11 protein-coding genes and 2 pseudogenes are annotated in these 12,872 nt (G+C 71.2%); 11 read left to right on the top strand and 2 right to left on the bottom strand.

Annotation, left to right across the window (positions count from 1 at the left end; genetic code table 11):
- Window positions 1-41 precede the first annotated feature (41 nt).
- Together ACFTQE_RS01275 and ACFTQE_RS01270 are read right to left on the bottom strand one after the other, a co-directional pair.
- Window positions 42-1,028: a proline racemase family protein gene (locus tag ACFTQE_RS01275; RefSeq protein WP_376923360.1), complete on the bottom strand. Its 987-nt coding sequence runs from the start codon at window positions 1,026-1,028 to the stop codon at window positions 42-44.
- Window positions 1,029-1,044: 16 nt separating this feature from the next.
- Complete coding sequence (locus ACFTQE_RS01270; protein ID WP_376923359.1) at window positions 1,045-1,980, bottom strand: ornithine cyclodeaminase family protein; 936 nt, start codon at window positions 1,978-1,980, stop codon at window positions 1,045-1,047.
- A gap of 181 nt (window positions 1,981-2,161) precedes the next feature.
- On the opposite strand from ACFTQE_RS01270, the gene ACFTQE_RS01265 reads away from it, so the two are divergent.
- From ACFTQE_RS01265 to trmD, 11 genes and pseudogenes are all read left to right on the top strand, one after another.
- Window positions 2,162-3,925, top strand: coding sequence for an ABC transporter substrate-binding protein (locus ACFTQE_RS01265; protein WP_376923358.1), 1,764 nt, complete (start codon window positions 2,162-2,164; stop codon window positions 3,923-3,925).
- A gap of 74 nt (window positions 3,926-3,999) precedes the next feature.
- Window positions 4,000-4,932: pseudogene (locus ACFTQE_RS01260) on the top strand (ABC transporter ATP-binding protein); the annotation flags it as partial.
- A gap of 131 nt (window positions 4,933-5,063) precedes the next feature.
- Window positions 5,064-5,868, top strand: a pseudogene (locus tag ACFTQE_RS01255) (ATP-binding cassette domain-containing protein); the annotation flags it as partial.
- Between the two features lie 5 nt (window positions 5,869-5,873).
- Entirely contained in the window at window positions 5,874-6,812 is a 939-nt protein-coding gene (locus ACFTQE_RS01250) for an ABC transporter permease (RefSeq protein ID WP_376923362.1), read from the top strand.
- Entirely contained in the window at window positions 6,809-7,774 is a 966-nt protein-coding gene (locus ACFTQE_RS01245; protein WP_376923357.1) for an ABC transporter permease, read from the top strand. Before ACFTQE_RS01250 ends, ACFTQE_RS01245 begins: the two co-directional genes overlap by 4 nt.
- Window positions 7,771-9,084 (top strand): alpha/beta fold hydrolase, encoded by a 1,314-nt coding sequence (locus ACFTQE_RS01240; protein WP_376923356.1) that lies wholly within the window; start codon window positions 7,771-7,773, stop codon window positions 9,082-9,084. Before ACFTQE_RS01245 ends, ACFTQE_RS01240 begins: the two co-directional genes overlap by 4 nt.
- Before the next feature lie 26 nt (window positions 9,085-9,110).
- Window positions 9,111-10,634: an aminopeptidase P family protein gene (locus ACFTQE_RS01235; RefSeq protein ID WP_376923355.1), complete on the top strand. Its 1,524-nt coding sequence runs from the start codon at window positions 9,111-9,113 to the stop codon at window positions 10,632-10,634.
- A gap of 209 nt (window positions 10,635-10,843) precedes the next feature.
- Window positions 10,844-11,251, top strand: a complete 408-nt coding sequence (rpsP, locus tag ACFTQE_RS01230) for a 30S ribosomal protein S16 (RefSeq protein WP_375833741.1) — start codon at window positions 10,844-10,846, stop codon at window positions 11,249-11,251.
- 4 nt (window positions 11,252-11,255) lie between these two features.
- Window positions 11,256-11,492, top strand: a complete 237-nt coding sequence (locus ACFTQE_RS01225; protein WP_022891825.1) for an RNA-binding protein — start codon at window positions 11,256-11,258, stop codon at window positions 11,490-11,492.
- Window position 11,493: 1 nt separating this feature from the next.
- Complete coding sequence (gene rimM / locus ACFTQE_RS01220; protein ID WP_376923354.1) at window positions 11,494-12,129, top strand: ribosome maturation factor RimM; 636 nt, start codon at window positions 11,494-11,496, stop codon at window positions 12,127-12,129.
- A 7-nt stretch (window positions 12,130-12,136) separates the two neighbouring features.
- Complete coding sequence (gene trmD, locus ACFTQE_RS01215; protein WP_376923353.1) at window positions 12,137-12,826, top strand: tRNA (guanosine(37)-N1)-methyltransferase TrmD; 690 nt, start codon at window positions 12,137-12,139, stop codon at window positions 12,824-12,826.
- The last annotated feature ends 46 nt before the right edge of the window (window positions 12,827-12,872 follow it).

Below are 12,872 nucleotides of genomic sequence, written 5' to 3'. Positions count from 1 at the left end.
GCCCGGGCGGATCCGCCCGGGCCGTTCGTCGTCTCACGTGGTCAGCGCAGGCTGAAGCCCTCGGCGAGCGGGTCGGCCGGGTCGAGCTCGAACTCGCACGCACCCACGCGGTAGGCCTGGCCGGCGACCTCGGGCACGACGCCGTCCGCGGTTCGCTCGGCGACCCGTGCGAGGAAGCGCGTGCCGATGATCGAGTCGTGGGTCAGCACCTCGCCGTCGGCGAGCTCGCCCGTGTGCGCGAGCAGCGCGACGCGAGCAGCCGTACCCGAGCCGCACGGACTGCGGTCGACCTCGCCGTCGGCGAAGACCGTGACGTTGCGCTGCCAGGGGCCGTCGGCGGTGCGGCCGAGGTCGTCGACGAGGATCGTGCCGTAGACGCCCGACAAGCGGTCGTCGGCGAGCTGCGCGGCCGGGTGGTCGTTCAGCGCCCACTTGATCTCGCGGCCGAGGCGGATGAGCTCGGTCGTGTCGGCCGGCGTCACGGTGAGGCCGAGGGAGGCGGCGGGCAGGGTCGCGTAGACGGCGCCGCCGAAGACGAGGTCGACCACCACGTCGCCCCGGCTCGTCGAGAGCGGGATGCCCGTCGCGAGGACGCGCGACGGGACGTTGCGGAAGACGACACCCGTCGTCGTGCCGCCGCTGCGCTGCACGCGCGCCTGCACCCGGCCGCTCGGCACGTCGATCGTGACGAGCGCCTCGCCGTCGTCGGGTGCGGCGACCCGGCCTGTGCGCACCGCCCAGGCGCCGAGCGCCATGGTGCCGTGTCCGCATGCCGTCGAGAAGCCGTCCTTGTGCCAGAACAGCACGCCGAAGTCGGCGCCGTCGTCGTCGGGCGGCGTGATGAACCCGCCGTACATGTCGTCGTGCCCGCGCGGTTCGAGGCAGAGGAACCGGCGCACGGCGTCGGCCCGCCCGGTCATCGCCTCGACCCGTCGGGCGGCGACGGTGCCGCCCTCGGTCGGAGCGTCGAGCACGATGCGGAACGGTTCGCCCGCGGTGTGCCAATCTTCGGTCTTCCAGTGCATCATGCGTTCCGTTCGTTCGTCAGCTGGGGTCGGCCAGGGCGAGCTGGGCGACGGCGAGATCCTGCCAGCCCATGCCGCAGGTCTTGATCACGACGGGACGAGCGGATGCCTCGGCGCCGGCGGCCTCGAACAGCCGTGCCATCGGGATGAGCGCATCGGGGGAGAGGTGCCCTTCGGCGACAGCGAGGATGACGTCGCCGGCCTCGGCGAGCGCCACCCGCTGGGACTCGACGATCACGTCGGCACGACCGAGGAGCTCGCCCGGCAGTTCGCGCGCATCGCGCTCGTGCGAGCCGACGGCGACGACCACCGCCCGGTCGCGCACGAGGGCGGCGTCGAAGAGGGGTTCGCGGGCGGTCGTCGCGCAGACGACGAGGTCGGCCGCTGCGACATCCGCCGCCGTGCCGACGGCCACGTCGAGACCGCTCACGGCGACGAGGTTCGCGGCGTGCTCGGCCCTCGACCGGTCGCGGCCGACGAAGCGCACGCGATCGATCGGGCGGATGGCCCGCATGGCCTCGACGTGCCGCACGCCCTGCGGGCCGGTGCCGAAGACGACGAGCGACGAGGCATCGGGTGCGGCGACGACGTCGGCGACGGCCGCCGACACGGCCGGCGTGCGCAGGCTCGTGAGCTCTGTGCCGTCGAGGAGGGCGACCGGTGCGAGGGTCTCGGCGTCGAGCACGACGTAGATCGCCTGGATGCGCTCGAGGCCGCGCGACGGGTTCGCCGGCGCCACGGTCGCGAGCTTCTGGCCGGCGTACGCGCCGAGGTCCGACGGCATGAGCAGGAGCTGGCCGTGTCGCACGTCGACGATCGAACGCGGCGGATCGGCGTCGGGGTCGAAGCCGCCGCGGAGGGCCTGCTGCAGGGCGTCGACGGCCTGGCGCATGGTGATGCGCTCGGCGATGGCGGGGCCGTCGAGCAGTCGGAGGGAGTCGAAGATGCCGGGCATGGACACATCGTACGGGTAATGCGTAATATGTCACATATCGCCACCACTCGAAGCTCTGGACCCGACGAGCTGTGATCGGAATTCGGCCGCCACGAGCGCCCGAGCCACTGCAGCGCTCGTTCGAGCACGGCGATCCGCCTGTCGTCCGACGCGCGGACAGCGAATGACTCAAAGGTGAATCATGGCTCGAACCACCCTGCGCGCGGCCGCAGTGCTCGCCGTTTCGACGGCGCTCATGCTGACCGCGTGCACGACCACGCCGAGCGCCGACTCGGGCGACGGCGAACCGCAGACCGGCGGCACGCTCAAGGTGCTCGCGAACGGCGACGTCGACCACCTCGACCCGCAGCTCGTCGCGTACGTGCCGACGTACAGCGTGATGCGCTCGGTCTCGCGCTCGCTGCTGAGCTACGCGGCGAGCGATGACGCCGCCGAGCGCATCGTGCTCCAGCCCGACCTGGTCGAGGAGGTGCCGACCCCGAGCGCCGACGGCCTCACCTACACCGTGACGCTCCGCGACGGCGTCACCTGGGGCGCGCCCGACGGAGCCCGGCCCATCGTCGCGAGCGACGTCGCCCGCGGCATCGAGCGCCTCTGCAACCCGCACATCTCGGGTGCCCTCGCCGGCTACTTCCAGGGCCTCATCGCCGGCATGGACGAGTTCTGCACCGGCTTCGCGACCGTCGCCCCCGAGGTCGGCCCGATGAAGGACTACATCGAGGGCAACGAGATCGCGGGCATCCAGACGCCCGACGACCGCACGATCGAGTTCACGCTCGTCGAGCCCGCGAGCGACTTCCCGTTCATGCTCTCGCTCGACGCGGCCGACCCCGCGCCCATCGAGGCGCTCGACGCGCTGCCCGACTCGCCCGAGTTCCGGCGCGGCTTCGTTTCATCCGGCCCCTACCAGGTGGCCGAGTACACGCCCGACGCGAAGCTCGTGCTCGAGCGCAACCCCGCGTGGGACCCCGAGAGCGACCCGCTCCGCAAGGCGTACGTCGACGGCATCGAGATGACGATGGGCGTCGAGGGCGACGCGGCCATGCAGCAGCTGCAGGCCGGATCGGCGGACATGCTCTTCGACCTGACCCCGAGCCCTGCGAACATCCAGCAGCTGAAGGCGGCGAACGACGAGAAGTTCTCCACGATGGAGAACGGCGGCGTCGACCAGTTCATGTGGATGAACACGGCCTCGGCGAACAACGACGGCGCGCTCACGAAGCTCGAGGTGCGTCAGGCGCTGCAGTACGCGGTCGACAAGTCGGCCGTCGTGCAGACCATGGGCGGCGCCGACCTCGCGGGCGTCACGAACGGCATCTTCGGCCCCGGCATCCTCGGCTACCAGGAGTCCGACGAGTACGCGACCGAGGGCGGCAAGGGCGATCCCGAGAAGGCGAAGGAACTCCTCGCCGAGGCGGGCTACCCCGACGGCCTCACCCTGAAGATGCCGTACCGCAACGTCGGCACGCAGCCCGACATCGCCCAGACCGTGCAGGCGAGCCTCGAGCGCGCCGGCATCACGGTCGAGCTGACGCCGGTGCCGCCGACCGACTACTACGCGAACTTCATGACGAACCCCGACAATGCGAGCTCGGGCGCGTGGGACATCGCGCTCGTGGGCTGGTCGCCCGACTGGCAGGGCGGTGCGGCGCGCAGCGTCTTCCAGCCCCAGTTCGTCTTCGACGGCACGCCGCAGACGTACAACTACGTCGACTTCAACAGCGACGCCGCCAACGGGCTCGCCGCCGAGGCGCTCGCCGCGGCGACGCCCGAGGAGGCCGCCGACCTCTGGCACCAGGTCGACGAGGCCGTCATGGCCGACGCGCCGATCGTCAGCATCGCGTACCGACTGAAGCCGAACTACCACTCGGCCCGCGTCGGCGGCTTCGAGCCGTACGCCCAGAGCCAGAACGGCGACTGGACGAACGTCTGGCTCACGAAGTAGCCGTCCGACACATCTGCAACGAACGTACCCGGCGGCCGGTTCCGGCCGGCCGCCGGGTCAGATCGAGGGACCCAATGACGATCCTCCTCGACGTGCGCGACCTCGCCGTCGACATCCCAACCGAGGACGGCACGGTGCACGCGGTGCAACACGTCTCGTTCACCGTCGACGAGGGCGAGTTCTTCGGCGTCGTCGGCGAATCCGGCTCCGGCAAGTCCGTGATGGTGCAGTCGATCATGGGCCTCGTGCCGGGCGCCCGCACCAGCGGCTCCGTGCTCTTCCGCGATCGAGACCTGCTCTCCCTCGCGCCCGAGCAGCTGCGTTCCGTGCGCGGGCGCGAGATCAGCATGATCTTCCAGGACCCGCTCTCGAGCCTGCACCCCCAGTACACGGTGGGCTGGCAGATCGTCGAGCAGATCCAGGCGCACGAGAAGGTCAGCGCGAAGGCGGCCAGGGCGCGCGCGATCGACCTGCTCCATCGCGTGCGCATTCCGGATGCCGCGGCGCGCTTCGACGCCTACCCGCACCAGTTCTCAGGGGGCATGCGACAACGCGTCATGATCGCGATGGGCCTCTCGCTCGGCCCGGCGCTCATCATCGCCGACGAGCCGACCACCGCGCTCGACTCGACCGTGCAGGCGCAGATCCTCGACCTGCTCGGCGAGATGCGCAGCGAGTTCGGCACCACCGTGCTCATGATCAGCCACGATCTCGGCGTGCTCTCGCGCGTCGCCGACCGGGTCATGGTCATGTACGGTGGTCGCCGCATGGAGCTCGGCGCCGCCGACGCGGTGCTCTGCGGGCCGGCGCATCCGTACACCGCGGGGCTCCTGCGGTCATCGTCGTTCAACCGGGAGCCGGGCACGCCGCTCGTGCCCATCGGCGGGCGACCGCCGAGCCTGCTCGCACCGCCCGAGGGCTGCGCGTTCCGCGACCGCTGCCCCGACGCGATGTCGATCTGCGGCACGAAGCCGCCCGTCCGCCGCTACGACGACGGCACCGAGGTGGCGTGCTGGCTCGAGTCGACGCCGGTCGAGCCCGACCCGCCGGTGCTCCCGCCGCCGAGCCTCCTCGCGAGCCCCGACGACCCCATCGTGAAGGTCGAGGGCCTCCGCCTCGCGTTCCCGCAGCGCCGCGGCGAACCGCGCGTCGTGCTCGACGACATCTCGCTCGAGGTGCGGCGGGGCGAGACGCTCGGCCTCGTCGGCGAGAGCGGCTGCGGCAAGACCACCCTCGCCCGTGCGATCGCCGGGCTCGTCGCGCCGACGGCGGGAACCGTCGAGTTCGACGGAGCGCCCACCGCGAACCTCGACCGCGCGCAGTGGCGAGACCTCCGGCGCCGCGTGCAGCTCGTCTTCCAGGACCCGTTCGGCTCGCTGAACCCGCGCCGTCGTGTCGGCTCGATCATCGGCGACCCGTTCCGCATCCACCGGCTCGCGAGCGGCGCCGAACGCCGTGCGAAGGTGCAGGAGCTCATGGAGCTCGTCGGGCTGAACCCCGAGCACTACAACCGCTTCCCGTCGCAGTTCTCGGGCGGGCAGCGGCAGCGCATCGGCATCGCTCGGGCGCTCGCCCTGAACCCCGAGCTCGTGATCCTCGACGAGCCGGTCTCCGCGCTCGACGTGTCGATCCAGGCGCAGGTGCTGAACCTGCTCGACGAGCTGCAGCGCCGGCTCGGGCTCACCTACCTGTTCATCTCCCACGACCTCGCGGTCGTGCGCCACGTCTGCGATCGCATCGCGGTCATGGAGGGCGGGCGCATCGTCGAGCTCGGCACCGCCGACCAGGTCTGGAACGACCCGCAGCAGCCGTTCACCCGGCGGCTGCTCGCCGCGGCGGCACCCGAGATCCCGCGAGCGCCGCGCGATCGCCGTCTGCTGCCGCTGGCGGACGCCGCCCCCGCACCCTCCGACCGTCTCGTCGCCATGGAGGTCGCCTCGTGAGCCTCATGTCCAAGACCCCGGCCGCAGCGGCGCGCGCCTCGACCGAGGTGCAGGCCCGAGGATCCGGCCGCCTCACCCTCACGCGGCTCCTCCGCGACCCGGCGAGCATCGCCTCGCTGATCGCGATCCTCCTCATCATCGCGTTCGCGCTCTGCGCCCCGCTCATCGCGGCGTGGACGGGGCACGGACCGACCGAGCAGTTCCGCGAGACCGGCCTCACGCCCGAGGGGATCCCGGTCGGCCCGAACGCCGAGTTCCTGCTCGGCACCGACCAGCTCGGCCGCGATGTGCTCGTCCGCCTCGCCTACGGCGCCCAGGTGTCGCTCCTCGTCGGCGTGCTCGCGTCGATCGTGGCGTCGGTCATCGGCATCGCGATCGGCACGATCGCCGGGTTCTCGGGCGGGGTCGTCGACACGGTGCTCAGCCGCACCATGGACCTCGTGATGAGCGTGCCGTTCCTGCTCTGCGCGATCGCGCTCGTGTCGGTGCTCGGTCCGAGCCTCAGCCTGTCGATCGCCGTGATCGTGTTCTTCAGCTGGACGGGGCTCGCCCGCGTCATCCGTGGCCAGGTGCTCGCACTCCGCCACCGCGAGTTCGTCGAGGCGGCGCGTTCACTCGGCGCCTCGCGCACCTCGATCATGTTCCGCGACATCCTGCCCAACCTGGTGGTGCCGATCATCGTCTACACGACCCTCATGATCCCGGCGGCGATCGTGTTCGAGGCGACGCTCTCGTTCCTGGGACTCGGCATCGTGCCGCCGACGCCCAGCTGGGGCAACATGCTGGCGGATGCCGCGAACGGCTCGCTCTACCTCGTGGCGTGGTGGATGGTCGTCGTGCCGGGCGGTGCGCTGCTCGCCCTCACCCTCGCGTTCAACCTGCTCGGCGACGGACTCCGCGACGCCCTCGATCCCGCCGCCGTCTCGAAGGGCAAGCGCGCATGACCCGGTTCATCCTCTCCCGCATCGCCTTCGGCGTGCTCGTGCTGTTCCTCCTCAGCATCTTCGTGTTCATGCTCTTCTACGTCTCGCCGTCGGACCCGGCCCGCATCATCGCGGGCGACAAGGCGACCGAGGAGCTCATGGCGCAGATCCGCACGAACCTGGGCCTCGACCGCCCGATCACCGAGCAGTACGCGGCCTTCATCGGCAACCTCCTGCAGGGCGACCTCGGCTACTCCTACCGATCGAGCATGCCGGTCTCCGAGCTCGTCGTCTCGCGCATCCCGGTCACGATGTCGCTCGTCTTCGGCGGCATGGTGTTCTGGCTCGCGATCGGCATCCCCATCGGCATCGTCTCGGCGAAGCATCCGGGTTCGGTGCGGGATCGCCTCGGACAGGGCTTCGCGATCGTCGGCATCAGCTTCCCGACCTTCGTGCTCGGCATGCTCGCGCTGTACCTGCTGTATTTCGTGCCGACGAAGCTCGGCTTCACGCTCTTCCCGCCGAGCGGGTACGTGCCGTTCGAGCAGAGTCCGCTGGAGTGGGCCTGGCACCTGCTGCTCCCGTGGCTGACGCTCGCGCTCGTCGTCGCGGCCGTGTACGCACGGCTGACGCGCGGGCAGATGCTCGAGGTGCTCGGGCAGGACTACATCCGCACCGCGCGGGCGAAGGGCGTCGACGAGCGGCGCGTGACGTACGTGCACGCGTTCCGCAGCGCGATGCCGCCCCTCGTCACGCAGCTCGGCATCGACATCGGGCTCATGCTCGGCGGCGTCATCGTGATCGAGCAGGTGTTCGGCCTGCTCGGCGTCGGCAGTCTCGCGGTGACCGCGGTCGCCATGCAGGATAGACCGGTGGTGATCGCGATCGTACTGCTCGGCGGCGTCTTCGTCGTCGTCTCGAACCTCGTCGTCGATACGACGTACGCGCTGCTCGACTCGCGGGTGCGGACGGCGGCCCGATGAGCGCCGGCTGGTACCCCATCGGGCAGGATGTCGCGGCACGCGAGCGCTGGCTCGACGTTCCGCTCGACTGGGCCGATCCCGACGGGCCGACCATCCGCATCTTCGCGCGCGAGCTCGTCGACGCCGCCCGCCGCGACGAGGACCTGCCGGTGCTCGTCTACCTGCAGGGTGGACCCGGCGGCAAGTCGCCGAGGCCGCTCGGCCGCGACGGGTTCCTCGACGAGGCGCTCGCCCGATTCCGGGTGGTGCTGCCCGATCAGCGCGGGACCGGCCGCTCGACCCCGCTCGAGGGGCGGCGGCTCGAGGGGCTCACCGCCGACGAATCGGCGAGGATCCTCGAGCTGCACCGCGCCGACTCCATCGTGCGCGACCTCGAGGCGCTCCGCCGGGCGCACTACGACGGCGCGCCCTGGTGGACGCTCGGCCAGAGCTACGGCGGCTTCCTCACGCTGCACTACCTCTCGGTCGCTCCCGAGGCGATCGTCGCCTCGGCGATCACCGGGGGACTGCCGAGCCTCGACCCGTCGGCCGACGAGGTCTACGCGCGCACCTTCCCCCGCGTGCGGGCGAAGAACCGGCGGTTCGCCGAACGACTGCCGCACCTGGCCGAGCGCATCGCACGGGTCGCCGACCGGCTCGACGCCGACGACGTGCGCCTGCCCGACGGCGACCGGCTCACCGTGAAGCGCCTGCAGACGCTCGGCTTCGACTTCGGCATGGCCCCGGGCTTCGATCGGGTGCACTGGGTCTTCGACGAGGCGTTCGCCGATGCCGACGAGGCCGCCATCGGCGAGACGTTCCTGTCGAGCGTCGGCGCGCTGACGGCGTTCGACCGCAATCCGCTCTTCATCGCCCTGCAGGAGAGCATCTACGGCCCCGGCCCGACGGCCTGGGCTGCCGAGCGGGCTCGCGCCGACAACCCCGACTTCGCTCCCGACGCCCGGCCGCTGCTCTTCACCGGCGAGATGGTCTTCCCGTGGATGTTCGAGGAGGTGCGGGCGCTGCGCGGCTTCCGTGCCGGCGTCGAGCGGCTCGCCGCCACGGCTCGGCCGATCGATCTGTACGACCACGGGCGACTCGCGGCGAACGACGTGCCGGTCGAGGCCGTCGTCTACCTCGACGACATGTACGTCGACGCCGCGTTCTCGCTCGACACCGTCGAACGGGTCGGCGGCCTCGAGGCCTGGACCACCAACGAGTTCGAGCACGACGGACTGCACACCGGAAAGGTCGCCGGACGCCTGTTCGACGCACTCGACCGGCGCGTCGCCGGCTCGGCCCACGCCCCGCGAGCGCGATCGCGCAACTGACGACAGTGCCCACGAAAGGACCCGGCATGACCGAACACCGCACCCATACCCACGCCTCCCACGGAGCCGGCTCCGGGGGAGCGGCATCCTCGATGCCGGCACCCGCCGAGCGAGACCCGCGGATGCCGCGGCTCGCGCAGTCGCCGGGATTCAACGAGTCCATGCGCAGCGGCTGGGGCACACCCGCGCGAACGCCGGTGATCCCGTCGGGCGCCGCGCTCGCCGCGCACCACCACCGCACTCGTCTCGCCGAAGCACTGCCGGGCCGAACCATCGCCATCGCCGCGGGTCGAGCCCCGGTGCGAGCGAACGACACGAGCTTCGAGTTCCGTGCCGACAGCGACTTCCTCTGGCTCCTCGGCTGCGGCATCGAGGACGCGGTGCTCGTGATCGAGGCGGTGCCCGGCGGCCACGACGCCACGCTCTACCTGCCCGCCCCGTTCCGGCCCGGTGACGACGGCTTCCACGCCGACCCGCTCCGGGGCGAGCTGTGGGTGGGGCCGATGCCCGGGCTCGCCGAGTACGCCGAGGCGCTCGACGTGCGGACGCGGCGCATCGAGGAGCTCGTGCTCGGCGACGACACGCTCGTCGCGGGTGCACCGACGCCGGTCGGGCCTGCGGCCGCCGCGCTCGCCGCGAACCCGCGTTCGGCCGAGCTCCGGCGTGTGCTCGCCGAGCTGCGGATGATCAAGGACGAGTGGGAGCTCGCCGAGCTCTCGGCCGCCGTCGCCTCGACCGAGCAGGGGTTCGCCGCGATGGCGCGCGAGCTCTCCTCGGCCATCGAGTGGGGCGGCGAGCGCTGGCTGCAGGGCACCTTCGACCGCTACGCGCGCACGGTCGGCAACGGCCCGGGGTACGCCTCGATCGTCGGCTCCGGCGCCCATGCGCCGATCCTGCACTGGGTTCGCGCCGACGGCGCCATCGACCCGGCGGAGCTGCTGCTGCTCGACGTCGGCGTCGAACGGCAGTCCGGGTTCACGGCCGACGTCACGCGCACGATCCCGGCCGGCGGCACGTTCACCTCGGCGCAGCGCGCCGTGCACGACCTCGTCGAGGCGTCGCACCGGGCCGGGCTCGCCGCGGTCGGGCCGGGCCGCCAGTGGTCCGACTTCCACGCCGCCAGCATGGAGGTCATCGCGCGGGGCCTCCACGACTGGGGGATGCTCCCCGTCTCCGTCGACGAGGCGCTCGCCCCCGACGGGCAGCAGCACCGCCGCTACATCGTGTGCGGAGTGGGGCACCACCTCGGCATCGACGTGCACGACTGCGCCGGGTCGAGCTACGCCGCCTACCAGGGCGCCGTGATGCAGCCCGGCATGGCGCTCACGGTCGAGCCCGGGCTCTACTTCCACGCGTTCGACGAGACGGTGCCGCCCGAGCTCCGCGGCCTCGGCGTTCGCATCGAGGACGACCTCGTGGTGACGGCGACCGGGCACGACGTGCTCTCGAGCGGTCTCCCGATCGACGCAGCCGGTCTCGAAGCCTGGTTGGCGACGGCGCGTTCGGGGGAGCCGTCGTCGACGGCCCGCCCGGCGCTCACCGGTTCCTGATCCCCGTGCGCCGGGCGTTCCGATGCCACCCGCGGGACGCCCGGCACGGTTCGATTCTCGTTTCGGCGCGGAATCTGCAAGAATGATCAGTCGAGTTCTGTATCGCCCGACCCTCTATCAGGCGCGCAGAACCCCTTTGAGCTTCCGCCGAGTGTGCACCCCACGCTCACGGCTGTCAGTTCGCCAACTCACAACATTTCAGGAGAATTGTGGCTGTCAAGATCCGTCTCAAGCGTCTCGGCAAGATCCGTGCGCCGTACTACCGCATCGTCGTCGCCGACTCGCGCACCAAGCGCGACGGTCGCGTGATCGAGGAGATCGGCAAGTACCACCCCACCCAGAACCCCTCGTTCATCGAGGTCGACTCCGACCGTGCGCAGTACTGGCTCTCCGTCGGCGCGCAGCCGACCGAGCAGGTCGCCGCGATCCTCAAGCTCACGGGCGACTGGGGCAAGTTCAAGGGCGACAAGAACGCCGTCTCGACGGTTCAGGTCGCTGAGCCGAAGGCCGCCTTCGTGGCCGACGAGAAGAAGAAGCCCGTGCTGAAGCCCAAGGCCGAGAAGCCTGCGGCCAAGGTCGAAGAGGCTCCCGCCGAGACCGCGGCAGACGAGGCGTAAAGCCTTGCTCCAGTCCGCGCTCGAACACCTCGTCAAGGGGATCGTCGATCACCCCGACGAAGTGAAGGTCGTCTCCGCGTCGAGCGCACGTGGCGAGGTCCTCGAGGTTCATGTGAACCCCGAGGACCTCGGTCGCGTGATCGGCCGTGCCGGCCGCACCGCGAAGGCGCTCCGCACGCTCGTCACCGCTCTCGCCGACGGCCGCCGCGTTCGCGTCGACGTCGTCGACACCGACGACTGACGTGGCCGACACTTCCGGTACACAGCTCCGGGTCGGGCGCCTGCTGAAGGCGCACGGCCTGAAGGGCGCCATCAAGATCGAGCTCTACACCGACGACCCCGACCGGCGCTTCGTGCCGGGCGCGGAGTTCTCGCTGCAGGTGCCGGGCGACTCGCCCTGGCACGGCAAGAGCATCACGCTCCGTGAGCTCCGCTGGTACAACGGGCACGCCGTCGGCTTCTTCGAGGGCGTCGACGACCGCACCGAGGCCGAGGGCCTCGCCAAGGCGATCCTCTGGGTCTCGCACGTCGAGGAAGAGGCGCAGGAAGACGACGCCTGGTACGACCACCAGCTCATCGGCCTCGCGGTCGTCCGCGACGGCGAGCGGGTGGGCGAGGTCTCGCACGTCGAGCACTTCCCCGCGCAAGACCTGCTGATCGTCAAGACCGGCAGTGGCGAGGTCATGGTGCCGTTCGTCGCGGCCATCGTGCCCGAGGTCGATCTCGCGGCGGGCACGGTCACCGTGACGCCGCCCCCGGGGCTCTTCGAAGAGCTTCCCGAGGTCGAGCCGGCCGCCGAGGCCGCTCCTGCAACCACTCCCGTCGAGACCGCCGAGACGGATGCCGCAGCGCCCGCCGAGGCCGACCGCGACGAGTAGTCCGCCGATGCGCGTCGACATCGTCACGATCTTCCCCGAGTTCTTCTCGGTGCTCGACCTGTCGCTGCTCGGCAAGGCACGGCAGTCGGGCCTCATCGAGGTGACGGCGCACGACCTGCGCGACGCCACCCACGACCGCCATCGCACGGTCGACGACACCCCGTACGGCGGCGGCGCCGGCATGGTCATGAAGCCCGAGCCGTGGGGCGAGGCGATCGACGGCATCGTGGGCGACGGGGCATCCGATGCCCTGCTCATCGTGCCGTCGCCCGCCGGCGAGCCGTTCACGCAGCAGATCGCCCGCGAACTCGCCGCCGAAGAGCACCTCGTGTTCGCCTGCGGCCGCTACGAGGGCATCGACCAGCGCGTCGTCGACCACTACGCGACTCGCATGCGCGTGCGACTCATCAGCCTCGGCGACTACGTGCTGAACGGCGGCGAGGTCGCCGTCATGGCGATGATCGAGGCGGCCGGCCGGCTCGTGCCGGGTGTCGTCGGAAACCCCGAGAGCCTCGTCGAGGAGTCACACGAAGACGGCCTGCTCGAGTACCCGAGCTACACCAAACCGGCGTCGTGGCGCGGGCTCGACGTGCCGCCGGTGCTCCTGTCGGGCAATCACGGCGCGATCGCCGGGTGGCGCCGCGAGCAGCAGATCGAGCGCACGCGACGCGTGCGCCCCGAACTCCTGGGCGAGTAGCCGCCGCGAGAGCCCCTCCGGTGCGCCCGGCGTGAGCCGTTCTTCA

Origin of the sequence: Agromyces sp. NPDC056965, from assembly GCF_042673425.1 — a bacterium.
Lineage (GTDB): Bacteria > Actinomycetota > Actinomycetes > Actinomycetales > Microbacteriaceae > Agromyces.
Note: the sequence above shows the minus strand (reverse complement) of the source record. Positions and strands in the feature narration are given on the sequence as shown.